Annotated in this window: 28 protein-coding genes, 1 tRNA gene, 2 riboswitches and 1 other annotated feature; of the genes, 14 read left to right on the forward strand and 15 right to left on the reverse strand. The window is 55.2% G+C overall.

The window, feature by feature from the left end:
- Nucleotides 1-45 precede the first annotated feature (45 nt).
- A complete protein-coding gene (locus ABFB09_RS07000; protein ID WP_347000789.1) occupies nt 46-1,275 on the forward strand; it encodes a bifunctional 3,4-dihydroxy-2-butanone-4-phosphate synthase/GTP cyclohydrolase II in 1,230 nt (409 codons plus the stop codon).
- A 1-nt stretch (nt 1,276) separates the two neighbouring features.
- Complete coding sequence (gene ribE, locus ABFB09_RS07005) at nt 1,277-1,741, forward strand: 6,7-dimethyl-8-ribityllumazine synthase (protein ID WP_347000790.1); 465 nt, start codon at nt 1,277-1,279, stop codon at nt 1,739-1,741.
- On the opposite strand, the gene ABFB09_RS07010 is transcribed toward ribE, so the two are convergent.
- A complete protein-coding gene (locus ABFB09_RS07010) occupies nt 1,725-1,988 on the reverse strand; it encodes a translation elongation factor-like protein (protein ID WP_347000791.1) in 264 nt (87 codons plus the stop codon). The two genes, ribE and ABFB09_RS07010, sit on opposite strands and share 17 nt — an antisense overlap.
- 148 nt (nt 1,989-2,136) lie before the next feature.
- Between ABFB09_RS07010 and ABFB09_RS07015 the strand changes: the two genes are divergently transcribed.
- The 5 genes from ABFB09_RS07015 (at nt 2,137) to ABFB09_RS07035 (ending at nt 3,837) form a co-directional block, all read left to right on the forward strand.
- Nucleotides 2,137-2,376, forward strand: coding sequence for a hypothetical protein (locus tag ABFB09_RS07015; RefSeq protein ID WP_347000792.1), 240 nt, complete (start codon nt 2,137-2,139; stop codon nt 2,374-2,376).
- A gap of 15 nt (nt 2,377-2,391) precedes the next feature.
- A complete protein-coding gene (locus ABFB09_RS07020; protein WP_347000793.1) occupies nt 2,392-2,997 on the forward strand; it encodes a biotin transporter BioY in 606 nt (201 codons plus the stop codon).
- Between the two features lie 67 nt (nt 2,998-3,064).
- Nucleotides 3,065-3,141 (forward strand) — tRNA-Val (locus ABFB09_RS07025).
- Nucleotides 3,142-3,203: 62 nt separating this feature from the next.
- Nucleotides 3,204-3,458, forward strand: coding sequence for a Smr/MutS family protein (locus tag ABFB09_RS07030; protein WP_347000794.1), 255 nt, complete (start codon nt 3,204-3,206; stop codon nt 3,456-3,458).
- A gap of 133 nt (nt 3,459-3,591) precedes the next feature.
- Nucleotides 3,592-3,837, forward strand: a complete 246-nt coding sequence (locus ABFB09_RS07035; protein ID WP_347000795.1) for a glutaredoxin domain-containing protein — start codon at nt 3,592-3,594, stop codon at nt 3,835-3,837.
- A 72-nt stretch (nt 3,838-3,909) separates the two neighbouring features.
- On the opposite strand, the gene ABFB09_RS07040 is transcribed toward ABFB09_RS07035, so the two are convergent.
- Nucleotides 3,910-4,134 (reverse strand): hypothetical protein, encoded by a 225-nt coding sequence (locus ABFB09_RS07040; protein WP_347000796.1) that lies wholly within the window; start codon nt 4,132-4,134, stop codon nt 3,910-3,912.
- Nucleotides 4,135-4,527: 393 nt separating this feature from the next.
- Here ABFB09_RS07040 and ABFB09_RS07045 point away from each other — a divergent pair, with 393 nt between their 5' ends.
- The 4 genes from ABFB09_RS07045 (at nt 4,528) to ABFB09_RS07060 (ending at nt 6,729) form a co-directional block, all read left to right on the forward strand.
- Entirely contained in the window at nt 4,528-5,094 is a 567-nt protein-coding gene (locus tag ABFB09_RS07045) for a peptidylprolyl isomerase (RefSeq protein WP_347000797.1), read from the forward strand.
- A 129-nt stretch (nt 5,095-5,223) separates the two neighbouring features.
- On the forward strand, nt 5,224-5,769 hold the full coding sequence (locus tag ABFB09_RS07050) for a peptidylprolyl isomerase (RefSeq protein ID WP_347000798.1): 546 nt from the start codon (nt 5,224-5,226) through the stop codon (nt 5,767-5,769).
- A 184-nt stretch (nt 5,770-5,953) separates the two neighbouring features.
- Nucleotides 5,954-6,355 carry an SRPBCC family protein gene (locus ABFB09_RS07055; protein WP_347000799.1) on the forward strand — a complete coding sequence of 134 codons (402 nt, stop codon included), beginning with the start codon at nt 5,954-5,956 and terminating at the stop codon, nt 6,353-6,355.
- A 134-nt stretch (nt 6,356-6,489) separates the two neighbouring features.
- Nucleotides 6,490-6,729, forward strand: a complete 240-nt coding sequence (locus ABFB09_RS07060) for a hypothetical protein (RefSeq protein ID WP_347000800.1) — start codon at nt 6,490-6,492, stop codon at nt 6,727-6,729.
- A 7-nt stretch (nt 6,730-6,736) separates the two neighbouring features.
- Here ABFB09_RS07060 and ABFB09_RS07065 read toward each other — a convergent pair whose 3' ends face one another.
- The 8 genes from ABFB09_RS07065 to trpE form a co-directional block, all read right to left on the reverse strand.
- Nucleotides 6,737-7,867: an ATP-binding protein gene (locus tag ABFB09_RS07065; RefSeq protein ID WP_347000801.1), complete on the reverse strand. Its 1,131-nt coding sequence runs from the start codon at nt 7,865-7,867 to the stop codon at nt 6,737-6,739.
- A gap of 279 nt (nt 7,868-8,146) precedes the next feature.
- On the reverse strand, nt 8,147-8,935 hold the full coding sequence (gene trpA / locus ABFB09_RS07070; RefSeq protein ID WP_347000802.1) for a tryptophan synthase subunit alpha: 789 nt from the start codon (nt 8,933-8,935) through the stop codon (nt 8,147-8,149).
- Nucleotides 8,935-10,119 (reverse strand): tryptophan synthase subunit beta, encoded by a 1,185-nt coding sequence (gene trpB / locus ABFB09_RS07075; protein ID WP_347000803.1) that lies wholly within the window; start codon nt 10,117-10,119, stop codon nt 8,935-8,937. The genes trpA and trpB overlap by 1 nt, the downstream gene beginning before the upstream one ends.
- Nucleotides 10,106-10,771, reverse strand: a complete 666-nt coding sequence (locus ABFB09_RS07080; RefSeq protein ID WP_347000804.1) for a phosphoribosylanthranilate isomerase — start codon at nt 10,769-10,771, stop codon at nt 10,106-10,108. The genes trpB and ABFB09_RS07080 overlap by 14 nt, the downstream gene beginning before the upstream one ends.
- 132 nt (nt 10,772-10,903) lie before the next feature.
- Nucleotides 10,904-11,683, reverse strand: coding sequence for an indole-3-glycerol phosphate synthase TrpC (trpC, locus tag ABFB09_RS07085; protein ID WP_347000818.1), 780 nt, complete (start codon nt 11,681-11,683; stop codon nt 10,904-10,906).
- The gene (gene trpD, locus ABFB09_RS07090) at nt 11,683-12,705 is read right to left on the reverse strand and encodes an anthranilate phosphoribosyltransferase (protein WP_347000805.1); all 1,023 of its coding nucleotides are present in this window, start codon (nt 12,703-12,705) and stop codon (nt 11,683-11,685) included. Before trpD ends, trpC begins: the two co-directional genes overlap by 1 nt.
- Complete coding sequence (locus tag ABFB09_RS07095) at nt 12,702-13,274, reverse strand: aminodeoxychorismate/anthranilate synthase component II (RefSeq protein ID WP_347000806.1); 573 nt, start codon at nt 13,272-13,274, stop codon at nt 12,702-12,704. The genes trpD and ABFB09_RS07095 overlap by 4 nt, the downstream gene beginning before the upstream one ends.
- Complete coding sequence (gene trpE / locus ABFB09_RS07100; RefSeq protein ID WP_347000807.1) at nt 13,271-14,704, reverse strand: anthranilate synthase component I; 1,434 nt, start codon at nt 14,702-14,704, stop codon at nt 13,271-13,273. The genes ABFB09_RS07095 and trpE overlap by 4 nt, the downstream gene beginning before the upstream one ends.
- Nucleotides 14,705-14,741: 37 nt before the next feature.
- Nucleotides 14,742-15,023, reverse strand: a binding site (T-box leader).
- Nucleotides 15,024-15,140: 117 nt separating this feature from the next.
- On the opposite strand from trpE, the gene mutL reads away from it, so the two are divergent.
- Nucleotides 15,141-16,829: a DNA mismatch repair endonuclease MutL gene (gene mutL, locus ABFB09_RS07105; RefSeq protein WP_347000808.1), complete on the forward strand. Its 1,689-nt coding sequence runs from the start codon at nt 15,141-15,143 to the stop codon at nt 16,827-16,829.
- Nucleotides 16,830-16,856: 27 nt separating this feature from the next.
- Here the strand turns inward: mutL and ABFB09_RS07110 are convergent, their stop codons facing one another.
- From ABFB09_RS07110 to ABFB09_RS07130, 5 genes are all read right to left on the reverse strand, one after another.
- On the reverse strand, nt 16,857-17,849 hold the full coding sequence (locus ABFB09_RS07110) for an oligopeptide/dipeptide ABC transporter ATP-binding protein (protein WP_347000809.1): 993 nt from the start codon (nt 17,847-17,849) through the stop codon (nt 16,857-16,859).
- Complete coding sequence (locus ABFB09_RS07115; RefSeq protein ID WP_347000810.1) at nt 17,825-18,829, reverse strand: ABC transporter ATP-binding protein; 1,005 nt, start codon at nt 18,827-18,829, stop codon at nt 17,825-17,827. Before ABFB09_RS07115 ends, ABFB09_RS07110 begins: the two co-directional genes overlap by 25 nt.
- A gap of 1 nt (nt 18,830) precedes the next feature.
- Nucleotides 18,831-19,736, reverse strand: coding sequence for an ABC transporter permease (locus ABFB09_RS07120; RefSeq protein WP_347000811.1), 906 nt, complete (start codon nt 19,734-19,736; stop codon nt 18,831-18,833).
- Entirely contained in the window at nt 19,729-20,646 is a 918-nt protein-coding gene (locus tag ABFB09_RS07125; protein ID WP_347000812.1) for an ABC transporter permease, read from the reverse strand. The genes ABFB09_RS07120 and ABFB09_RS07125 overlap by 8 nt, the downstream gene beginning before the upstream one ends.
- A gap of 83 nt (nt 20,647-20,729) precedes the next feature.
- Complete coding sequence (locus tag ABFB09_RS07130) at nt 20,730-22,415, reverse strand: peptide ABC transporter substrate-binding protein (RefSeq protein ID WP_347000813.1); 1,686 nt, start codon at nt 22,413-22,415, stop codon at nt 20,730-20,732.
- A gap of 178 nt (nt 22,416-22,593) precedes the next feature.
- On the opposite strand from ABFB09_RS07130, the gene ABFB09_RS07135 reads away from it, so the two are divergent.
- Together ABFB09_RS07135 and ABFB09_RS07140 are read left to right on the forward strand one after the other, a co-directional pair.
- Entirely contained in the window at nt 22,594-23,412 is an 819-nt protein-coding gene (locus tag ABFB09_RS07135) for a 4Fe-4S binding protein (protein ID WP_347000814.1), read from the forward strand.
- 144 nt (nt 23,413-23,556) lie between these two features.
- A riboswitch (cyclic di-GMP riboswitch) is annotated at nt 23,557-23,639 on the forward strand.
- Between the two features lie 189 nt (nt 23,640-23,828).
- Nucleotides 23,829-23,915, forward strand: a riboswitch (cyclic di-GMP riboswitch).
- Between the two features lie 96 nt (nt 23,916-24,011).
- A partial coding sequence (locus ABFB09_RS07140; protein ID WP_347000815.1) for a DUF11 domain-containing protein occupies nt 24,012-25,149 on the forward strand: 1,138 nt, incomplete at its 3' end.

Below are 25,149 nucleotides of genomic sequence, written 5' to 3' on the forward strand. Positions count from 1 at the left end.
TTAAAGGCGACATCTCACCCGTCCCGATAGGAGAACAATAACGTCATGGCACTGGCACCCATACCTGAAATCATCGCCGACATTAAAGCCGGCAAATTCGTCATCATCGTCGATGACGACGACCGTGAGAACGAGGGAGACCTGCTCATCGCGGCCGATAAAACGACGCCGGAAGCCATCAACTTCATGGCCAAAAACGGGCGCGGGCTTGTCTGCGTTTCACTCACCGGCGCCCGCCTTGATGAGCTTAATATTCCATTGATGGTGCAGGATAACAACTCCAAGCACTGTACGGCTTTCACCGTATCCGTCGAGGCGCGTCACCGTGTTTCCACCGGCATCTCCGCCGCCGACCGCGCGGAGACGGTGAAGACCCTGATCGACCCCAACGCCCGTCCGGAAGACCTGCTGCGGCCCGGCCATACCTTCCCTCTACGCGCCCGTGAGGGCGGAGTGCTGGTCCGCGCCGGCCATACCGAGGCATCCGTTGACCTGGCGAGGCTGGCCGGCCTCTACCCGGCAGGCGTCATCTGCGAGATCATGGATGAAGACGGTTCCATGGCCCGGCTCCCGAGACTGGAAGTACTTGCCCGGGAATGGGGCCTGAAAATCGGCAGCGTGGCCGATATCATCGCTTACCGCCGGCGAACCGAAAAACTGGTGCACCGGGTGGCGGAGGCGAGATTACCGACCCGCTACGGCGAGTTCACCGTCATCGGTTACAAGAGTGAAGTCGACCCCGGTGAACACATGGCGCTGGTGTACGGCGATGTCAGCGGAACCGAGGATGAAGGTCCGGTGCTCACCCGCGTCCATTCCGAATGCCTGACCGGCGACGTACTGGGCAGCCTGCGTTGCGACTGCGGCGAGCAACTCGATTTCGCCTTGAAACAGATCGCGGCCGCGGGCCGCGGCGTTCTCCTGTATATGCGCCAGGAGGGGCGGGGAATCGGCTTCCACAATAAGCTTTGCGCTTACGCGCTGCAGGATCAGGGACTGGATACGGTGGAAGCCAACGAGAGCCTGGGTTTCGACGCCGATCTCAGGGATTACGGCATCGGCGCCCAGATTTTAGCAGACCTCGGTCTTCACCAGATCAAACTATTGACCAACAACCCCAAGAAAGTAGTCGGACTTGAAGGCTACGGTCTCAAAGTGGTAGAAACTATGGCGATAGAGATGCCGTCTAACCCGCACAACGCCAAATACCTGGAGACCAAACGGCAAAAGATGGGACACATTTTGAAACAGGCCGGTAAGGCCGAAGGAGCATGAGATGGCCAATTTTGAAGGATCGCTAATCGGGCAGGGACTGAAGTTCGCCGTGGTCATCTCCCGTTTCAACGAGTTTATGACCGGTAAGCTTTTAAGCGGCGCTAAAGACGCTTTTTTGCGCCACGGCGTCGCCGAAGAGGATGTTGATCTTGCCTGGGTCCCGGGAGCTTTTGAGATTCCGATGGTAGCTAAGAAGCTGGCGCAGAGCGGCCGCTATCAAGCCGTTGTCTGCCTGGGAGCGGTCATCAAAGGCAGTACGCCCCACTTTGAATATGTCGCCGGGGAAGTGGCCAAGGGAGTAGCCGCGGTGAACATGGAGACCGGCGTACCGGCTATCTTTGGTGTCATTACCGCCGAAACGCTGGAGCAGGCCATAGAGAGGGCGGGATCCAAGATGGGCAATAAAGGCTTCGACGCCGCAGTGCAAGCCATCGAGATGGCCAACCTGATTAAGAAACTGGGGTAGACTGCTTGTAGACCCGGTCTCCGGTCCGCACGCGGTCCGGCACCCGGATGCCGACCAGTTTACCGGAAGATGCTTCATCTACGTCTTGCCGATTGATCTGTAGTGTATCTATGGTCATTTCCAGATGGGTGGTGTGACCGAGAATCCGGATCCGGTCACCGCGACGGAGTTTGTCGTAAAGTTCTATGCCCGCCACCGACTGGTGAGCGAAGTAGTCTGCCACTCTTCCGATTAAAAGGTCTGCCATGGGTAATCCTCCTTTATCAGTATAATACCCCGGATGTGCCGGTTCAAACTGAATCCAGCACCGATGACGGCGACCGTCCGTTTTTGACACTCCCGGTCTTAATACCTATAATGTGGCGATACTCAAATCGAACTTCCCGGAGCATATTTTGGCCGACAAGTCCAAACAGCAAGTTACCCGTCGCGAGGCCGCTCCGACGCTTGAGAGTCTGGCGCAGCAACTGGCGATGATGGATGAACGGCTAGACAACATCGACTCTATCGTCACCAATGTCGCCGAGCGGGTGATGATTCAACCCATCACCATCTCCATCACCTGTGCCGGGTGCGGCCGGGTGAGCACTTACAACCTGTTAGCCAGTGAAAAACCGACCATCGTTAGAAAGTAACCGCAGGAGTCCCCCATGGAACTGTCAGCACGGCTAGACCGCGTAAAATATGATGTTTTTCGGCAGCGTGTCGCGCTGTCGGTGCCGGCCAAAATTGCGCTGGCACTCAGCTTTGCCGTACTCACCGGATTATTAGCGCAGGTGAAGTTCTACCTGCCGTTCACACCGGTACCGGTAACCATGCAGACCTTTGCGGTGCTGCTGGCCGGCGTTACCCTGGGACGCTGGTGGGGAGGCGCCGCGATGGCGTTATACGCCGGCCTGGGTATCGCCGGGGTGCCCTGGTTCGCCGGCGGCGTTTCGGGTTTCGGCGCTACATTCGGCTATCTTATCGGCTTTGTGCTGGCGGCCCTCTTCATCGGCCACATGACGGATAAATATATCCGCGCCCGCGCTTTCAGCAGTATGTTCGGCCTGATGGCTCTGGCATCGATCATCCTCATCTACGTACCCGGGGCAATTTGGCTGGGGCTTTGGCTGAGCATGATCGGTCAGACGGTCACCGTCACATCGGTCATCGCGTTGGGTGTTGCGCCTTTCATCGCCGGTGATATCATCAAGACCATGGCCGCGGCGGTTGTCGCCCGGGTTATCACTCCCAAACAAGACTACACCAGGTAACCGGGATATCTGTCGGGGCGCGCTTGATATAAACGGCCGCTTCAGCTAAAATCTTTAGGCTTTTCACGGGCGGTTAGCTCAGTTGGTTAGAGCACTGCGCTGACATCGCAGAGGTCAGTGGTGCGAGACCACTACCGCCCACCATCTCTCTAGGTCCTGACATCTTCACCTCTCCCATTCATATTTCCCATCAACTGGAGTTAAGATTGGCCAAGATCACCCTGGACTTGCACGAGATTTTCAACAAAGGCCGGACAATCGAAACCGAACTCAATCGAGTTGTCGATGAGGCGGTACGGAAGAAAATCGCGCTGCTTGAGATAATCCCGGGGAAAGGATCGGGGCAACTTAAAAAACATGTTCTCCGATTCCTGATGCAGCCTGATGTCAAAAAGCTCTATCATCGTATTGAAAAGGACGATAAGAACTTCGGCCGCATCTTCGTGCATTTCAAACACTAATCCCTCTCTGGAAGATCAAACACGAACGGCGACATCGCCTTCGGTCCGTCGATCCCCCCTCATCGTAGTTGGCGGCGGATTACCTATTTGCCTGAAATCGAGTCTATAATAAGATCAAAATGGAGGTACGGAAATGGCTGAAACAGAGATCGTAATGTACGGGACTACCCGATGTCCCGATTGCTTTCGGGCTAAGCGGTTTTTCGATGACCACGGCATCGGATATAAATGGATAGATATCGGCGCCGACCCGGAAGCGGTGATTTACGTAGAGAAAATCAACAAGGGCAATCGCAGCGTCCCTACGATAGTCTTCCCTGACGGCTCGATACTGGTAGAGCCCTCCAACGCCGAACTCGCGAAGAAGACCGGCACATAACGCCCTGGAAATGCCTGCTCTGGTTCTCCGCCCGAAGCTCTACTCAGCCGCCGGCTTCAGTTCATCCCCTAACTAGCGTTTCCCCTTTTTGTCTTTGTCCAATTCTTTGAGCAGCACATCGGAAAGGTCCACCAGGAGATTATTCAGGGTGACCTTACCGTCGTCTTCCGCCGGGGACATCAAGGCGCTGTACCAGGTATCGCCGGAGAGCCCGACGACGGCATAAACGTCCAGATACTCCTTGGTCCCATCCTTGTAATTGATGGAGACACTGGAAATGGGTTTCTCGTTTTTCATGTCGTCCTCCGAATCAGGAATTGTTCTTTTGTGTTTTTGGCCGATCTTTTTTGAGAAACAATCCTGCTTTTCCAGCTTTGAGATCGATCAGCGTAAACGTAGGGTTGTTCAGCAAAATCAATCCGATCAATTGAAACAAACCCGAATTGTGCCCTCGGCGGAAGCTGGTATGCAGCAGACAGTCCAGTGTTGGCCTGATTGTTTTTAACCACGGGCTTATTATACCACTCCGATACCCCAAAAAAGGCAAATAAATGTCCTGAATGGCAGGTATTTTATTTTATGTCTACAGAGCACCAGTTCGAATAGGTAAACTGACGCGACCGCTATTTGGCAAAAAGACCTGTTTTCACGTATCATAGTCAGGTAATCCAATCATCGATCGAGGTGTCAATGAAATTCATTAAATCTGTTTTGATAGTCTTGCCGCTGCTAGCCATACTAACCGTCACAGGTTGCGGCGGGACCCCCAAAATCACTTACGCTATCATCGATACCAACCTTGGCACGTTCAAGATCGAACTCCTCACTGAAGAAAGCCCCAAGACCACGGATAATTTCATCAAACTGGCCAATGAAGGCTTCTATGATGGTATCGTATTCCATCGTATTATCAAGGATTTCATGGTTCAAACGGGCGACCCTTCAGGTACCGGTTTCGGCGGTCCAGGTTACCGCTTCGACGATGAACTTCCGGTAAAACACTCCTATGAACCAGGCATCGTCGCCATGGCCAATTCAGGCCCGAACACGAACGGCAGCCAATTCTTCATCTGTACCGGACCAACGGCTAAAAACCTCGACAATGCTCCGAATTACACCCAGTTCGGCCGGATCGTGGAGGGCATGGACGTAGTTAATCAGATCGCCGCCGTACCGACAGTACTCGGCAGCGACGGAAACCTGTCCAAACCGGTGGATCCGCCGGTTATGATCAAAGTCACTATAGTCGAAGAGTGATCCGGCAATTCCGGAATAACCAAGGATACCAGATACAATAACCAAACGGGAGTGCCGAAAAGGAATTGGTGGTCTCCTGTGATCGGTGTTGAAATGAGTGAAACAGAGATTCGTTAAGAAAGGAAATCGATGACTAACAACGCTAAAAAGTGGACCAGCCCGCCGGAGATGATGATAAACCCGGCTAAGAAATACACTGCCACCATGGAGACGAGCCTGGGGAGCTTCAAGATCGAACTCCTGGCCAGCGAAAGTCCGAAGACGGTCAATAACTTCGTATTCCTGGCTAAAGAGGGTTTTTACGATAGCGTCATCTTCCACCGCATCATCAAGACCTTCATGGCCCAGACCGGTGATCCCACCGGCACCGGCGCCGGTGGTCCCGGCTACCGTTTCGCCGACGAACTGCCGGTGAAACACTCCTACGATCCGGGCATCGTAGCCATGGCTAACGCCGGTCCCAACACCAATGGCAGCCAGTTCTTCATCTGCACCGGTGTTGACGCCACCGGCCTGAACGGCGCCCCCAACTATACCCAGTTCGGCCGCGTCATCGAGGGCATGGACACCGTGCAAAAGATCGCCTCGACACCGGTCACTCGGTCTCCCCACGGCGAGATGTCACGCCCGGTGGAACCGCCGGTTATCAAAAGCATCGAAATCTCCGAGTCCTAAGTATTGTCCAAAGCCTGGTCATCTTATCGAAAAGCCATAGCCGTCGGCAGAATGACAAACAATGCTTCTGCCGGCGGCATCAATTGCAGTTGTCCCAAAAAGAAGTGTGAACGTCACGGCAATTGTTCCACTTGCCGAGCCCATCACGCGACCCGAAACCAACTGCCGCGCTGTGAACAATAATATGGGTACGAAAACCATTATGCAGCTTGCGGTCTTCGAATCCCAGGCTCGGCCTGTGTACGAGGCACTGACGGACTCTCGCCGCCATGCGGCATTCACAGGGGAAGCCGCGGTTATCGACGCACGGCCCGGCGGAACCTTCACCGCGTATGGCGATTACATCACCGGCTGTTTCGTCCAGATAGTACCCCTTAAGAAGATCGTGCAGCGATGGCGCGCCGCTGACTGGCCGGAAGGCGTATTTTCCGAAGTGACCATCGAGTTGCAGGAAAAAAAGGGCGTCACCACGCTTTACTTCACGCAGGAAGGGGTTCCAGAGGATTTCGCCGAAGCCATCGCCCAGGGCTGGCATGACCACTACTGGGACAGGTTGAGGGATTACCTGGAGAATCATCCGGGATAAGTAGCCGGAAACCGGAACCGATTGTGTGCTTCCCGACGCCCCAGACATTCTTCACGTGTTTCATTTAACCCGTATTTGTTTTATAATCAATTGCTTGAAGAGTTGTACTATCGACTAACGCCAGGAGGAACCCCATGACCGACGAGCGCAAGTACGAGATTGTCGAGACCAAGTATTCCCCCAAGACGGTCACCCGCCTGGATTTTTTAGGGACCTTCGAACAGTCAAAGGAAAAAGCCATCGAACTGGCCAAGCAGCAAATCGGTGTCCGTTACGCCGTTTTTCCTCAAAACGGCATCGTGGCGGAATATCAGGCCTACTATAGAACCACCATCAAATGCCCAAAATGCGGTGAGGTCATCCCTATCGAGTGATATTCGGTTAAACCGAAAATACCGTCAAATCAAGGCCATCGTCCTCAGCGACAGCCGATGGCAAGTCCACTATGAACCTGGCTCCCCACCCCTCCTCACTCTCCACCCGGATATGTCCGCCGTACCGGGTTACGATACCCCGGCAAATGGAAAGTCCAAGCCCCGTCCCCTGCCCCATTTCCTTGGTGGTATAGAACGGGCTGAAAATCTGAGAAATCCTTGTCCGGCTGATACCCGGCCCGTCATCGGCGATGATCACACGCACGTTCCCGGCATGCTGCTCAGTGATAACGGTTAAGCGGCCGCCATTGCGCGCACGGGACATAAAATATTCGGCGTTGATAACAAGATTGATGAAGACTTGCTGCAGTTCCAGGGGATCGGCGTTAACCGGAGACAATTCCGGATCAAGGTTCGTGTCGACGACGATATTCTTCATCCGGAGCTCGTGGGCACGGATCTGCAACACGGTCTTCAGAACAGCGTTGACATCGATCCGGCCTTGTTCCGATGATCCCTGCCGGGCAAGGTTCAGAAGTTTGCGGACGATATCGGCGGCGCGGCGGGCTTCGGCGCCGACCATTTCCAGATCTCCCCTGAGTTCCGGGGGTAACCGCTTGTCTTCCAGCAACAGTTGAGTGAATCCGATGACCCCGGTCAGCGGGTTATTGACTTCATGGGCCAATCCCGATGCCATCTCGCCCAGGGATGCCATGCGGTCGGTTACGATCAGGCTTTCTTCCATCTGCTTGCGTTCGGTGATATCCTTGGAAATCTGCACCACTCCCGTCATCTTCTGGCGATCATCAATTACCGGCGCCATGGAAATTTCCAGGTGTCGGCCGTGGGCAGCATCGAAGTGTTCATAGGTCACAGCCTGGAGGTCTTTCATTATGCGCCGGTGCGGACATTCGGGCGACGGACCGGTGGCGTTGTGCACCACCTCATAACATCGACGGCCGAGAATCGACGAAACGTCGCCGTTACCATAGGCCCTGGCGAAAGCTTTGTTCAATCGCACGATCCGAAACTCGTTGTCATGGATGGATATGGGATCGGCGATGGAATCGAAGGTGATGCGCCATTCCTCGGCGGCATAACGCAACGCATCGTTCTGATGCTGCTGATCATCAACCACGGTATAGCCTCGAAAATAATTCGCTGATTAAATGGTCAAATGTCACAATTTATTACTATAGTCCATGCGGAAGCGGGTGTCTATAATACTATCTGGCTATAAGCGGTAATAATTGAGTTGATTTGGTATGGTACTTTAGTCCTGTCGCGGGTCGAAATTTAAAGCTCATAGTAATGGATGTTCAGTATAAATTGAATGTAAACAGGACTATCGCTCAAGAGCTTCCTAAAATGCTTCGAATGGCGAGGTGAACCGGACGGGCGAAACATGCCATCGCCCCTACGTCCCCACACTGCCCCGATCTAAAGCCTCCCGCACTTCAGCGACAAAGGACTCCAAGTTGCCCAGCGACGGGTCATCATCGATTAAATTAAGCAGCTTGCTGCCGATGATCACTCCGTCCGCCAAAGCGGCCATGGCCGCCGCCTGTGGCGGGGACGACACGCCGAAGCCGATAGCCAGCGGCTGAGACGCCTTCCGGCGCACCCTTTCGACGAATCCCGGCAGGTAATCCGGCACGCCTTCACGGGCGCCGGTGACCCCGGCTACTGACACCAGGTAGAGAAACCCCCGGGACTTGCTGACCACCAGGTCGATACGGTCATCGGTGCTGGTGGGTGCCAGCAGGTGAACCAGGTCCAGGCCGTTTTCGATGGCGGCGGAATCGAGAGCGTCAGACTCATCCGGCGGCAGGTCGGGCACGATCAGGCCGTTGATGCCTGCTTCCGCGCTGTCTCGGCAGAAGCGGTCGATGCCATAGTTCAGGATGGGATTGTAATAGCCCATGAAGACCAGCGGTATCTTTACGGTGCGTCGAAGCTCCGAGGCCAGTTCGATGCCTTTGGCCGGGGTCATCCCCTGCTGTAAGGCGCGGAAACTGGCCGCCTGGATGACCGGGCCGTCGCCGATGGGATCGGAAAACGGGATGCCGAGTTCGACGATATCGCAGCCGGCTTTTTCCAGTATCGGCACCGCTTTCATGGTCGTTTCGATATCGGGATAACCGGCGGTGAGATAACCGATCAGCGTCTTGCGCCCGCCGCCGAACTTTGAAGTCAGCTTGCCCATTATTTCACCCCCAGCGCGTTCATCACGATATCCATGTCTTTGTCGCCGCGACCGGAGAGGCACACCAGCACCGTTTGGCCGGAAGAGAGCGACGGCACCAGTTTCACCGCCTGGGCTATGGCGTGGGCGGATTCCATGGCCGGCATGATGCCCTCGGTCTCCGACAGCAGCCGGAAGGCGTCCAGCGCTTCGGTATCGGTCACCGCGACATACTCGGCCCGGTGACTGTCCTTGAGATAACTGTGCTCCGGCCCCACGCCGGGATAGTCCAGACCGGCGGAGATGGAGTGCGTCTCCGCCACCTGGCCGTTTGCGTCCTGCATCAGATAGGACATCGCGCCGTGGAGCACCCCCGGCCGTCCCGCCGACAGGGGCGCGGCGTGTTTACCGGAAGCCAGTCCGGAGCCCCCGGCCTCGACGCCCACGAGTTTCACCGTGGCGTCGGCGATAAAGGGATAGAACATGCCCATGGCGTTAGATCCCCCGCCGACACAGGCCACGGCGTAATCCGGCAGGCGTCCGGTCTCCGAGATCATCTGCGATCTGGCCTCCCGTCCGATGACCGACTGGAAGTCCCGCACCATCACCGGGTACGGGTGCGGTCCCACCACGGAGCCGATGAGATAATAACTCTCATCCGGATGACTGACCCAGTCGCGCATGGCCTCGTTGATTGCGTCCTTCAGAGTTCTTGAACCTGACGTCACCGGCCGAACCTCGGCGCCCATGAGTTTCATGCGGAAAACGTTGAGCGCCTGGCGCCTGACGTCCTCTTCACCCATATAGACGACGCAATCCAGTCCAAGCATGGCGCATACCGCCGCGGTGGCCACGCCGTGCTGACCGGCGCCGGTCTCGGCGATGATCCGCTTCTTGCCCAGCCGTTTGGCCAGGAGCCCCTGCCCCAGAGCATTGTTGATCTTATGTGAACCGGTGTGCGCCAGGTCTTCCCGCTTGAGGAATATCCCGGCCCCGCCGCACCTCCCGGTCAGGTTGGCGGCATAATAGAGCGGCGTCGCCCGCCCGGCGTAATGGATCAGCAGTTCGTTGAGTTCACGATGAAAGTCCTCATCGTCTTTGATCGATTCATAGCCGCACGCCAGATCGGCCAGCGCCGGCACCAGCGTCTCCGGCACGAACCGCCCGCCGTAATCCCCAAAATAGCCCCTGTTATCTGGTAGCATTTTTAACTCCTCTCAATCTGGCGCCGGCGTCACGGACGGCGCGGATAAAGGCCAGGATCTTAGCCGGATCCTTGTGTCCGTGCGTCTCCACGCCGCTGGAAACATCCACGCCCCACGGGCGGTAACGCATGATAAGCTGCCCGACATTCTCCGGGCTTAACCCCCCGGCGACCACCAGCGGCAGCGCCGTATCCAGTCCGGCCAGCAGTTCCCAATCGAAACTCCGGCCGGTGCCGCCGTAGCCTTCGGGCGATCGGGCATCGAGCAGATGCAAAGTGTTCGACGGCGAAGCGGAAATGCGGCTTTCGATCTCTTCGATGACGGTATCCTCACCCACACGGGTCGCCCGGATCAGCGGCCGTTCGATACGGCGGCAATAGTCCTCATCCTCATCACCGGAGAGCTGCACCCGGTCCAGGCGGCAGTATTCGGCGATGCGGTTGACCTCGTAAGCCGGGGCGTTGACAAAGACGCCGGCCAGTTTAGGCCGCCTGGGCAAGCTCAACAGGTGGTGGGTTATCTCCATGGCCTGTTCCGGCGTCACCTTGCGGCGGCTGTCGGCAAATACCAGACCGATGAAATCAGCCCCCAACCGGGCGCAGAGGGTGGCCGTTTCAACGTCGGTGACGCCGCAGATTTTAATATGAGTCATCGGCCCCTCCGGGGCAAATTCCAATTTCCAAGTTCCAAATTACAAAACCCGCACCGCCCCTGGCGTGCGACACCGGGTGTCGCCCCTACAGACCCGCCCGAACCCCCCAGGCATTTGATATTTGAAGCTTGGTTAACCATGTATCAGTTCTCTCAACCGTCTTTCCACATCCGGCGCCGTCATCAAAGCTTCACCGATAAGCACCGCATCAACCCCGACCCCTCGCAGGTATTCGATGTCCTCCCGGGTCGCAATGCCGCTTTCGCTGACCACCAGTCTATCAGCCGGGATGAGCGGTCTCAAGCGGGCTGTCGCCTTTATGTCTACTTTGAAGGTTTTAAGATCGCGGTTGTTGATGCCGATGACCCCCGCCCCACTTTCCACCGCCGCCTCCACCTCGTTCTCGTCATGGGCTTCCACCAGCGCCGTCATGCCCAGCCGGTGAGTCAAATCGAGCAGTTCAGCCAGTTCCGCCGGGGTGAGAATGGCCACGATAAGCAGCACCGCGTCCGCGCCGTATGCCCTGGCCTCGTACACCTGGTAGGCATCGACGATGAAATCCTTGCGCAGCAGCGGCGGCCGGTTATCTCCGAGTTCGTTGTCGATGGACTTCAGGTATTCGAGGCTGCCCTGGAAATACTTCTCCTCGGTCAGCACCGAGATGGCTGCCGCGCCGCCATTGGCATAGGCGCGGGCGATGGCCACCGGGTCGAAATCTTCTCTGATCACACCTTTCGACGGCGAGGCCTTCTTCACCTCGGCGATGATGCTCACGCCCTCACCAGAGATGGCCTTGGCGAAATCCCGGGGCGCCGGACGTTTCCCGGCTTGCCGAACGAGGTCATCGAGCGGCACCCGCCGTTTACGTTCGTCCAGCCGCATCCGCGTCGAATTTACGATATCATCCAGGATCACCGGCGCATCTCCAGCATCTGACTGACCTCGATGAATTTTTCCAGTTTAGCCAGCGCCCGCCCGCTGTCGATGGCCTCCGCAGCCATGGCAACGCCCTCAGTCAGTGAACCGACGATATCGGCCGCTTTCAACGCTGCCGCGGCGTTGAGGACCGTAGCGTCCCGGAGCGCCCCGGCCTCCCCTTGCAGCAGCCGCAGCATCGCCGCCGCGTTCCATCGGGCGTTACCGCCTTTGATATCGGCGGCGGCGCAGATCGGCAGACTGTAATCCGCCGGATCGATATCATAGCAGGTTAGTTCACCGTCTTTAAGTTCACAGACATGTGTCACGCCGGTCACGGTGATCTCATCTAGGCCGTCGGCCCCGTGCGCTACTATGGCGTGGCGGCTGCCCAGTTCCCTGATCACCGTGGCGATGGTCTGGACCAGATCGCGGCGCGGTACGCCGATGACCTGGGCGGAAGCCCCGGCGGGATTGCACAGCGGCCCCAGGAGATTGAACACGGTCCGGATGCCGATCTCCTTCCGCGGCGGACCGGCATGTTTCATCGCCGGGTGAAAGACCGGGGCGAACATGAACACGATCCCGGCCTGCTCCAGGCACTCCGACGCCTCCAGGGGCGACAGGTCGATCCGGACGCCCAGGGCTTCCAGCACATCGGCGGAACCGCAACTGGAGGACATTGCCCGATTGCCGTGCTTGGCCACCTTGACGCCGCAGGCAGCGGCTACGATGGCCGCGGCGGTGGAGATGTTGAAAGTGCCCGCCCCGTCACCCCCCGTGCCACAGGTATCCACTACCGGGCCTTTGGCCACCATCGGCAGTGCCTTAGCCCGCATCGTCCTGGCTAGCCCCACCATCTCCTCCACCGTCTCGCCCTTGCATCGCAGGGCGGTGACAAAAGCGCCGAACTGGGCTGGCGTGACCTGACCTTCCATGATCTCATCCATCACCGCAGCCGCCTCGTCGGCGGTCAGGGATTTGCCTGTCACTAAAGACTGGATAGCCTCTTTTATCATCGCACGCCTCCGTCGAGAAAGTTTTTCAAAATCTCCCTACCGTATTCCGACATGAAGGATTCCGGATGAAACTGGACGCCCTGAACGTCATGTTCCCGGTGCTTGAGCCCCATGATCTCACCGTCCGCCGTCCAGGCTGTCACCTCCAGGCATTCCGGCAGCGTTTCCCGGCGCACCGCCAGGGAGTGATAGCGGATGGCGGAGAACGGTGACGGCAGTCCCTTGAAAACTCCCCGCCCCTCATGTTCGACGGCGGAAGCCTTGCCGTGCATCACCTCTCCGGCTCGGACCACCTCACCCCCGTACACCTGGCCGAGGCACTGGTGCCCCAGGCACACGCCCAGCACCGGCAGCTTCGGCCCGAAGTGACGGATGACCTCCATGGAAATACCGGCTTTGTCCGGTGTCGAAGGGCCCGGCGAGATGACAATCTTCTCCGGCGCCAGCGCCTCGATGCCGGAAATGTCTATCTCATCGTTACGCCTGACAACGACCTCGGCGCCCAGTTCGCACAGGTACTGGTACAGGTTATAGGTGAAAGAATCATAGTTGTCGATAAGTAAAATCATATTCTCGCCTCTGCCTGCCCCACCGCCTTAAACAACGCCTGAGCTTTATTGAGCGTCTCCTGATACTCCGCCTCCGGCTGGCTGTCATAAACGATACCCGCCCCGGCTTGAACGTAAGCCCGGCCGTCTTTGGTCACCATGGTGCGGATGGCGATGGCCATGTCCATGTTGCCGCTATAGCTGAAATAACCCACCGCCCCGGCGTAAGGGCCCCGCTTTTCCGGCTCATGTTCTGCGATTATCTGCATCGCCCGTACTTTGGGCGCTCCGGAGACGGTGCCGGCGGGGAAAGTCGCCCTTAGGGCGTCGTAGGCCGATAATTCCTTTTTCAATCTGCCCTTCACGTGGCTCACCAGGTGCATCACGTGGGAATAGCGCTCCACGTTCATCAGGTCGGAGACTTCCACCGAACCCGGCTCCGCCACCCGCCCGATGTCGTTGCGCCCCAAGTCCACCAGCATGATGTGCTCGGCGCGCTCCTTGGGGTCGGCCTTAAGTTCGGCTTCCAGGGCGATATCTTCCTCCGGTGTGGCGCCCCGCCGCCGCGTCCCCGCCAGCGGCCGCGTCACCACCTCGCCGTCGTCAACTCGCACCAGTATCTCCGGGGAAGCGCCGATGATCTGGAAAGAGCCGAAGTCCAGGAAAAACATGTAGGGCGACGGGTTAATGCTTCGTAATGAACGGTAGATGTCGAACGGCGCGGCATGAGTTTCCCGTGACAGCCGTTGTGACAGCACTACCTGGATAGCCTCCCCGGCGGCGATGTCCTCTTTGATGCGCTCGACGCTGGCCTCGAAGGCTTCTTTAGTCACGCTGGAGGCAAAATCAGCGGGGGTAGTGCGGCCGGATCTCGCCACCGGTTCCAGCTTGAGTGGCGCGGTCAACCGGAGGCATAATTCGTCGATGCGCCCGATTGCCCCGGCATAGGCCTGATCAAGATCGCCGTCCAGTTTCATCAGGGAAATCACCTTGATCCGATGGGCAACGTGGTCGAACACCAGGAAGGTGTCGGTCAGCATGAACATGGCTTCGGGCACTCCCAGCGAGTCCTTTTCCGGTGAGGGCAACTTTTCGAAGCGCCCGGCAGCCTCATATGAGAGATAACCCACCGCGCCGCCGCTGAAGCGCGGCAGTCCCGGCTGAGGCACGATCCGCCGATCCTTGAGCGCCTGCTCGACGGTTTCCAGCGGGTCGGTCGTCGATTCGTTGTCGGCGACGATGACCTGGCGGGGTTCGGTGCCGATAAAGCTGTAACGCGCCATCCGCTGCCCGCCCTCCACGCTCTCCAGCAGGAAGGACGGACCGCCGCGCTGTATTTTCAGAAAGGCGGATACCGGCGTTTCCAGGTCGGCCACCAGCTCCCGGCTCACCGCCGCCAGGTTGCCTTGATCTTTAAGTTTCCTGATCTCTTCCAGGGTTGGCGTGTACATATCTCACTCCCGCGACCAAATAAAAAAGCCCCCGCCCGCTAGGGGCGAGAGCTTAAATTCTCGCGGTGCCACCCTGGTTCGGTTTCCCTATCTAAAATCGACAGTTAGAAACCATCTCTTTGACGGATACGGCGTGTACTCTATGGTACGGCGATATCCTGGGCCAGCTAACGGCGCCCTTTCCGTCAGAGCCTACTCGCAACCCGCTTTCGGTCTGAAGCTCCCCAGTCCATTCAGCCTCTGCGCAACTACCGGTTCACACCTTGCCCGGCTCTCTGAAGTCCGCCAGAAACGTACTCGTCTGGATCAACGCTTTTGAATTTTTAACTTATTTAAAAGTACCTTAGAAGGCATAACCTTGTCAAATCGTCTCAGCGGTTCTTCGCGACTGCTCTCGCCCTTTATACCGGACCCGCCATTCCTGTACAATCACCCTATGCCGATTCATATTCTCGATCCACGCACCGTCGCCCGCATCGCCGCGGGTGAGGTGGTGGAGCGTCCGGCTTCGGTGGTCAAGGAACTGGTGGAAAATTCCCTGGACGCCGGCGCCCGTCATATCGATATCGAGATCAGGGACGGCGGGGCCGGGCTTATCAGGGTGAGCGATGACGGCTGCGGTATTCCGGCGGCGGAACTTTGCCTTGCCTTCACCCGGCATGCCACCTCCAAGATTGATTCCTTCGACGATATGGAAACCATCGCCAGCCTGGGTTTCCGGGGCGAGGCTCTGTGCAGTATCGCCGCCGTGGCTGATGTTGAAGTCATGACCGCCGTCGATGGATCCGCTTCGGGGTACTCTTACACACAGCGCGACGGTAAGATTTCCGAAAAGCCCGCCGCCCGCGCCCGCGGCACCACCATCGGTGTGGCTCACCTTTTCAAGTCAGTGCCGGCCCGCCTGAAGTTTCTGAAATCCGGCACCACCGAGACCGGGCATATCGTCAGCACCGTCAGTAATTACGCCCTGGCTTATCCGGAGGTGCGCTTCACCCTCACCATCGACGGCCGCCGCGCGCTCGGTACCGCGGGTAACGGGCGGCTGCGCGAGGCCGCCGCCGAGGTGCTGGGGCGGGACACCTCCACCCGGATGATCGGTATCGACGCCGCCGAGGGGGATCATGCCGTTTCCGGCCTGGCCAGTCCGCCGGACTCCAGCCGCGCCAACCGCACCGGGCTGTACTTCTTCGTCAACCGCCGCTGGGTTAAAAGCCCCATGCTCTCCCGCGCCGTCGAGGAGGCTTATCACGGGCTGCTCACCACCGGGCGCTACCCTGTTGCCGTCATCAACCTCTCGCTGCCGCCGTCCGATATCGATATCAACATCCACCCCGCCAAGACGGAGATCAAGTTCCGGAACGACAGCCGGATTTTCAACTTCGTGCGTCAGGCAGTGCGTTCGGCGCTTATCGGTGAAGCCCCGGTGCCGGTTATCGGCGAGCCTGCGCCGGCTTACCGCGCCCCGGACTACCGCGGCCAGATGAAACCATTCGTGGAAGCATTGTTCCCGGAGCGCCAACCGGTATTGTCCGGCGCCGAACCGGGCCTCACCGCCGCTAAGGCCTTGCCGGCGCTGCGTCCCGTCGGGCAGGTGGCGGCCTGCTATATCCTGGCGGAGGGGCCGGACGGCCTCTACATCATCGACCAACACGCCGCCCATGAGCGCATCATGTACGAGAAGGTGCTGGCCTCCAGATCCGGCCGAACTCCGGCGTCCCAGGCGCTGCTGCAACCGCAGAGCATCGAATTGAGCCCGATCGAAGCGACGGCGGTCAAAGCGATGTCGGCCACCCTCGAAGAATTCGGCTTTGTCATTGAGGAATTCGGCAGCCGGACCTTCCTTGTGCGGGCGGTGCCGTCAGCCCTGTCCGGCGGCGGCTGGCTGACCGCGCTGCATGAATTCCTGAACTCCCCGGAATCCAAAACCCGCGGCGAGGAATTGATGGCCGAGGTCATCGCCTGCCATTCGGCGATCCGGGCTGGGAAAACACTGGCACCCGACGAGATTCGGGCGCTCCTGCTGGATTTGGAAAAATCACAGATCCCCAACACCTGCCCCCACGGCCGCCCCACCCTGATGAAGCTGGAGACATCTGCGCTGGAGAGGCATTTCAAGAGAACTTAGGCCCAACCGGCTTAACCGGTGTTCACCCTACGGCCAGGAAGTCTTGTACAACAAACAGGCCGCAAAATGTCCGTCGCCGGTATCAGCGAGCAGCGGCACGATATTGGGACACGGCTCGAACGCCTTGGGACAGCGGGGGTGAAAAACGCAGCCGGAGGGCGGGTTAAGGGGGCTGGGCGGTTCACCCGGCAAAAGGATAACCTTACGTTTGGCTTCGACATGTGGGTCAGGCACCGGCACCGCAGACAACAAAGCCTGAGTGTAGGGATGCAGCGGCTTTTCGTAAAGGGCGTCGCGTGGGGCGACCTCCATGATCTTCCCCAGGTACATCACCGCCACACGATGACTGATATGGCGCACTACCGACAGGTCATGAGAGATGAACAGGTAAGCCAGGCCGAACTGCCGCTGCAAATCGTCGAGCAAGTTCAAGACTTGGGCCTGGATGGAAACGTCTAAAGCCGATAACGGTTCATCGCAGACGATAAACTCGGGTTGCAGCGCCAGGGCGCGGGCCACGCCCAACCGCTGCCTTTGACCACCTGAAAACTCATGGGGGTAACGTTCAGCCATATACGGTGCCAGGCCGACAATTTCCAACAATTCAGCGACACGGTCACGGCATTCATTCTTTGAAGCACCATGCAATTTCATCGGCTCGCTGATAATATCGTATGCCGTAAAGCGCGGGTTGAGTGATTCGTATGGGTCTTGGAAAACCACCTGCATTTTGGGTCTATAAGGTCTTAACTGCCGGTCGGACAGACCAGTCAGTTCTTTGCCTTTGAACATTATTTCACCGGCAGTGGGCTTATGTAACTGAAGTACGCACTTACCCACTGTGGTTTTTCCGGAGCCCGATTCGCCCACCAACCCTAGCGTTTCACCCTCATGAACGGCAAAATTGACGCCGTCAACCGCTTTCAGGTCGGTAATTTTCTTTCTGAAAAACCCGCCTGACGCGATTGGAAAATATTTTGTGAGATTGTTGACCTCTAAGAGGACATCATTTTTCGCCAAGGCGTTTCTCCCTTGATAGCCACCAGACAGCTGGTGGCATGTCCTGGGGTTATTTCCATTTCATTAAGTATACCTACGGTACATTCACCATCAACACGGTAAGCGCATCTGGCGGCGAAAGGACAACCCGGTGGCGGACAAAGCAGATCTGGAGGCTGTCCTTCAATGGAAACAAGCCGGTATTTGCGTGGTTCATTCAAGCGCGGCACCGATCCCAGTAAGCCCGCTGTGTATGGGTGCAAAGGAGTGTGAAATATTTCCTCGGCAGTACCGTGTTCAACCACCCGTCCGGCATACATTACATATACCCGGTGAGCATATCTGGCAACCACCCCAAGATTATGAGTGATCAGTATCAACGCGCTGTTGAGTTCCTTAATGCTTCCCTTTAAAAGTTCCAGCAATTGAGCCTGGATTGTCACATCTACCGCAGTTGTGGGCTCATCAGCGATGACAATTTTAGGCTGGCAGGAAATTGCCATGGCTATCATTACCCGCTGCCGCATGCCGCCTGAAAAATGATGCGGGTAACTTTTTAGCCGCTTTTCCGCCTGAGAAATACCCACTTTATGTAATAATTTAACTGCTTCCGTTTCGGCTGTCTTTTTATCGATCTTTTTATGAAGCATAAGAGCTTCAGTCAATTGCCGTCCTATCGTAAGGACCGGATTCAGGGAAGTCATAGGTTCCTGGAAGATCATGGATATTTCACTACCGCGGATTTTCCGGATGGCTTCGTTTGGCAGTTTAAGCAGATCGGTGCCGTCAAACTTAATTTTCCCACTGGCTATCTTACCTGGTGGATCAGGAATAAGGCGCATAATGGACAAGGAGGTCACTGTCTTGCCACAACCGCTTTCACCAACCAGAGCAACTATTTCGCCGCGGTTTACATCAAATGAAACATCGTTCACCGCGTGGACAACACCATCCTGCGTATGAAACTCTGTGACCAGATTTCTCACTTCAAGTAATGCCATATCAGCGCCTCATCCTTGGATCCAGGGCATCACGTAAGCCGTCACCCAGGAATGTAAAAGCTAACATCAATACTGCTAAAGCTGCCGCTGGTATAACCACCAATGATGGTGAGGCGAACAGCATTTCATACCCATTTTGAATCATTACGCCCCAACTGGGAGTTGGAGGGGTAATACCTATTCCGATATATGACAAGGCTGCTTCGGCAAAGATAGCCCGCGGCACGTTGAAGGTAACTGAAACGATAATTGGTCCCATTGCGTTTGGAAGAAGATGACGCATGGCAATATAAAATCCATTGGCACCTTGTGCGCGCGCTGCCGTAACAAAATCTCTTTGCTTTAATGACAATATTTGTCCGCGTACCAATCGCGCCATACCCACCCATGCCACAAGTCCGATGGCCAGGAAGATCATATAAATGCTTCCGCCAAATATTGAGCGCAGCAGGATAATGAGGAGAATATCAGGGAAGGCATACATGACGTCCACAAAACGCATCAGAGCATTATCCCAGCGTCCGCCGAGTGAAGCCGCAGCTGCGCCAATAGGCAATCCGATAGATAACACGATAAGTTGGGTGAAAAGACCTACCATAAGTGATGTTCGTGCACCATATATCAAACGGGCAAAGACATCGCGCCCCAGCGCGTCGGTTCCCAGCCAGTGTTCACCACTGGGTCCTTGGAGGATGGCTCCGTAGTTTTGCTCATAAAAAGAATATGGTGTTATAAAGGGCGCAAAAATAGCCGCCAAAGCTATAAACACTATGATAGTAGCTCCAACAACAGCCAATTTATTCCGCCGCAACCTGATAAAAGCATCCGCCCAAAGTGACCGATGCTGCCGCGTCGAATAAATCTCAGCCCTAGCCGGACTAGTAGCCAATTCAATGTTATTAGTCATAGCGTATCCGTGGATCAATCACACCATATAAAATATCTACTATCAAATTGACTACAGCAATGGCAAAAGCGTAGAAAATGATAGTGCCCATAATTAAACTATAATCTCTCTGGAATACCCCTTGTACAAATAAACGCCCGATCCCCGGGATAGCAAAAACCTGCTCAATAATGAAAGAACCGGAAATTAGCGCTGCTAATTCCGGACCAGAAATGGTTACAACGGGTATCAGAGCATTTCGCAGAGTATGACGTAATAGTATGGTCCTTTCACGTAGACCCTTCGCTCTTGCGGTCCGAATGTAATCTTGCCTGACTACCTCCAGCATTGAGGCTCTGGTAATACGTGCGGTGTATGCCGCCGGTAAAGCTGCCAGAGCGATAGCCGGCATTATCAGATGTTGAGGGGTCCCCCAACCTCCAGTCGGCAACCAATGCAGCATGACCGAAAAAATAACTATTAAAAAAATACCAAATATAAAGCCGGGAATGGATGCAAAAACGGTGGCAAAACCCACCGATGTATAGTCTATAAGGGTGTTCTGTTTGAGCGCTGCCGCCATACCCAAAGGAATACCTATTAATATCGCCAGTAAAAATGCCACTCCACCAAGCAAAGCTGTTTTTGGTAACCCCTGCGCAATGATGTCAGTAATATTCCGATCCTGGTAGATATAAGAAATACCAAGGTCACCTTGGACAGCGTTCCAGATGTAGTTGCCGTACTGCACAAAAAAAGGTTCATCTAAACCGTATTTTGCATTTAACGCTTCTACAACAGCCGGTGGTAATGTTTTTTCTCTGTCCCATGGACCACCAGGTACCAGGTGCATCAGCGAAAATGTGATAAAGGTAACAAACAGCATCGTCACCAGCATCCACATTATTCGTTTAGCGACATATTTTGTCATATTACTACCATTAAGGCTCAGGGGATGGGATTTTGGAGTGTCCCCTGAGCCTTAAGATTCAAGTTATGTGTCGAGTTTTGGAACTACTTCTGGATGTATACTTCATTGTAGAACTGGTCTCCGGCAATTTGACCATCCATACCGGTGGTCTTTAAGCCTTTAACCCATGGTTTGACCAGTACGAAACGCTCGCGATGGAACAAGGTTACCATCGGTACGTCCTCAAGGGCGATCTTTTGTGCTTCAGCCCAGAATGCTAAACGTTTGGTGTTATCAAGTTCAGCCATAGCTTGAGCCATTTTCGCGTCAAAAGCGGCGCTGGAGTACAGAGTGTGATTAACACCGCCACCGGTGCCAAAGATCTCCGGCAACCAGTTGTCGGGATCAGGATAGTCAGCGCCCCAGCCGAAGAATGCCCAGGTGTGCTTTTCTTCATTGACCATCTGGGAAAAAGCCTTTGATTCCATTGGTTCAAGCACCAGAGTGACACCAAGGTTGACTCTGAGCTGCTCTTGCAGGAATTCAGCAAGCTGCGGGTTAGAGCCGGTGTTGGCATACTGGAATTTTACAGTTGGTAAACCGACTGCATTAGGATAACCGGCTTCAGCCAGCAACTGTTTGGCTTTAGTGGGGTTAAATCCATACTGATTGGCAGCGGGATCATAACCCGGCATACCAGGAGGAATCCATGACAGCGCCACTTGTCCTACACCATTACGGATTTGATCAATATAGATTGAGCGGTCAATAGCTGCGGAGAATGCCTGGCGTACTTTAACATTATCAAAAGGTGCCGCGGTCACATTGAACTGCATGGCGAAAGTTACCAGTTCAGCGTAGCGCACTACCTCTTTGCTAAGAACAGGGTCTGCAAGGACTGTTTTTTCAGTGCCGCCAGGAGGAGCAGTGATATCAAGCTCGTTGTTCTTGTAAGCGGCAAAAGCAGCGTTTATGTCTGTGATCATCTTGTAGGTGATCTTGGTCAACTTGGGTTTAGTGCCCCAATAATTAGTGTTGGGTGTGAAAGTCATGTGGTCCTGATGAACCCATTCTTTCAAGATATAGGGGCCATTACCAAGGTATTTTCCGGCTTCAGTCCAAGTTGCGCCATTTGCAGTTATCACGTCTTCACGAACCGGGTAAACCGGCCAAAGAGCCATTAACTGTAAAAAGGTTGGTGATGAACGTTCCAGCGTTATGCGTAAGGTACTGGCATCAACAGCTGTTACACCAACAGCTGCTTTAAGAGTTGCTTTCTCGGTTGCTGTGGCACTAACGGCACTATAGTAGGCCTCGCCACCCTTAATTATCCAATAAAAAGACGCATATTCAGCAGCAAGGTCGGGGTTCAACATGCGTTTGATGCTGTATTCAAACTGTTGAGCCGTTACCTTGGTGCCATCGCTCCAAGTAGCAGCTGTTTTGATTTTGAATGTGTAAGTCTTACCATCTGCTGATATACCACCATTAGCGACCGTTGGAATGGCGTCTGCCACAACCGCCTTAAGTGTAAGGTCCTGATTAAAGCCTAGCAGACCTTCAAACACCAGACCGATAACACTGCGCTCAGCAGCCCAGGAAGCTAGATTGGGATCAATTTGGGCAGGTTCACCACCAAGGTTGACGGTGAATTCCATAGGTGCGGCGGTGGTGGGAGGGGCGGTAGTAGTGGGATCCGTGGTGTCTCCGTTGCATGCCGGCAGGAACATCGCCAGCGCCAGGACCGTGGCGAGCATGAATCCCGCCTTGGTCAGCCACTTGTGCTTCATGACTTCCTCCTTACATCATTAGCCGCGAATGAATTTCGCTGCTTGATTAGAATAACATCTATTATATCTTTCATTTCTATTTTGTCAATAGATTGGCTGCTGATTGGTACTCCCTTTTTCTCAAACTTGTCTCTTACAAGCCTTGACCGGATGCTTTCAAAACTTTAAAGTAACAACCATGTGCCAGTTCTGTCATCAGCACGGCGAGGGAAAAAAGTGGTACCTCCGCGCCGCCAATTATTCTGAGGAACTCCTTAACGACGTCAAGCGCCGGCGGTACATTGAGCATTTCTTCCGGCACCCCGAGGGACTCCCCAGCGGCGCCGCCAATCTGACCAGACTGAATAAGATGCCCGCCATCGTCCGCGGCATGATCATCCCCGTCTTGGTCGGCCGGCAAAAACAGCACCATTACGGCCAGGTGCTACCGCTGGAGGATGTCGCCGATGTTCTATCTATGACCACTTCGGTGGTGCGCCTGGCCTGCATCTGCCGCCATTCGACGCTGAAAAAAGAAGCCCGCTATTGCTACGGTCTCAGCCTGGCGCCGGGTGGTGGCAAGATCTTGGAGATTCTGAATGAACTCGACGATACCTTCCTGCACGGTCCGGAAACCGGCGGCCTGGAAGTGCTGACGCCGGAGGAGGCCTTGGCAGCCTTCAGGAAACACGACGATGACGGCCTCTGCCATACCATCTGGACCTTTCAGACACCTTTCATCGGCGGCATCTGCAACTGCGACCGCGCGGATTGCCAGGCGCTTAATATCAGTCTGAACCTGAGAACCCCGGTGATGTTCCGCGCCGAATACCTCGCCCATATAGATGAAGACGCCTGCACCGGCTGCCGGGAATGCTTTAGTGTCTGCCACTTCGGCGCGCTGGAACACAGCCACACCTCGAAAATAACTCGGATCAACCCCCAGCAGTGCTACGGCTGCGGCGTCTGCCGCGCCGTCTGCCCCACCGGCGCCATCGAATTGTTCGATCGCATTTGATTCTATATTCCGTACAGCATAATCGCCTCACTGTCACGTACCAACTTCGAATAGTTATAGTACCGCTATTTATGAAAATGGTAAGGTAAAGTGTCAATTAGGTAGTTTAAGACATCTTGACAACCACTCCAGGCGGTGGCATTATTGTTACAGGGAAGCATTGATCTGCCGCCCGCGTTTGGTCACTTTGGACGACAGTGAGCTAACAGTGAAACCGGCCTGAATAGGCCGGTTTAGTTATTTTATGAGTAAAAACAACAGGAAACTGCCGAGAGCTCAGAAATCCCTATTTACGTAACTTTGCTAAGATAATTACGTAGTTTCCCGTATACCGGCAAAGGAAAAAAAACGATTACAATGATGTCAAACAACGAGGAGGTGGTTGATCCAACTGAAATAAGGTAGTTTTATAAAGAAAATCTTCAGGAAACTATGATCCGTATTCTGTTAAATGGTCACTTGTGGAAAGCGGGGAGTTAGTAGTGAAACCGGCCTGGTGAATAGGCCGGTTTTTTTATCTCAAAAAGGAGGTGATGGATGCGCGGTACTGATAAGTCTTAATCCGGAGTACCTCAAAGTAAACAGGAGGAGGTTTAATTTTGAACAAGGTACTAAAAAGAATACTCATGCCGCTGGCTCTGGTTTTAGCCGTCGCGGCAATGGCGTTACCTTTATTACAGGTGAATGCCGCCACTCGCTGGAATCTTGAAGGCTGGCGTATTGACCAGACCAAGTGGATAGGCGGCCAGCTCTTCACCTACTTTGAAGATGATTGGGTTCCATACCGCATGGTGGCCCAGGCGTACGATGGAACGGAGGGTACCATCTCCGTTCAGCACGACTACATGGACTCCGGAGGTGATATTGGCATCGATGCCGCCGGAAACTGGTTTATCGGCCCCATTGCTGCCACAGGATCGCCAGCAGACTCCGTTACACCCTATTTCACGGAGGGTAATGGTTTTTCAGTTTCAGATCCTATAGTCGTGCCTGTATCGAATGGGTCCATGCTCGAGTGGACCGTCATCTTGGACGCAGGCACAAAAACAGCATTGCAGGGCTATGGAGAGTTTGCAATTTATTGGGAAGCCCACCTCAGTTTGACCGGTGGGACCAACATGTTTACAGGTGGTGCAGCCACCTTCGGTTCAAGTTACTGGAACGGCGCTTCTCTCCATGCTCATACCAGTGTAACCGGTAATCAGGATGTGCCCATCAAGACACCCGCAGAAGCAGGCGGCATTGATGAGGTGCTGGTTGATTTGGTAAAAGTAGCCAATCCAACCACTGTTTCTGCCGCTGGTACTGAAGTCACTTACACTTATACGGTAACCAATACCGGCACCGTTGAACTCACCGGTTTGATACTGACCGATGACAACGGGACGCCGGGTAATGTCCTTGATGACTTTACGGTTACCTTACTCGCTACAACATTGGCACCCGGTGCTTTAACATCCGGCACCGCGATAGTCAGCATCACCCAAGATCAGATTGATGATGGAAGCACAATCATCAATACCGCAACGGTTACTTCTAATGAAGGGGCCGAGGCGTCTGATTTTGCGGAGGTTGCGATAACTCAGAATCCGGCCGTCACTATCGAGAAAACCGGTGCCTGGGTCGACGGTGATGCCGACGGTTATGCTGACCCCGGTGAACTCGTCAACTACACCTTCACCGTCACCAATACCGGTAACGTGACCCTGACCAACGTCACCGTCACCGATCCGCTGG

The sequence above is a fragment of the Dehalogenimonas sp. THU2 genome, assembly GCF_039749495.1.
Classification (GTDB): Bacteria; Chloroflexota; Dehalococcoidia; order Dehalococcoidales; family Dehalococcoidaceae; genus Dehalogenimonas.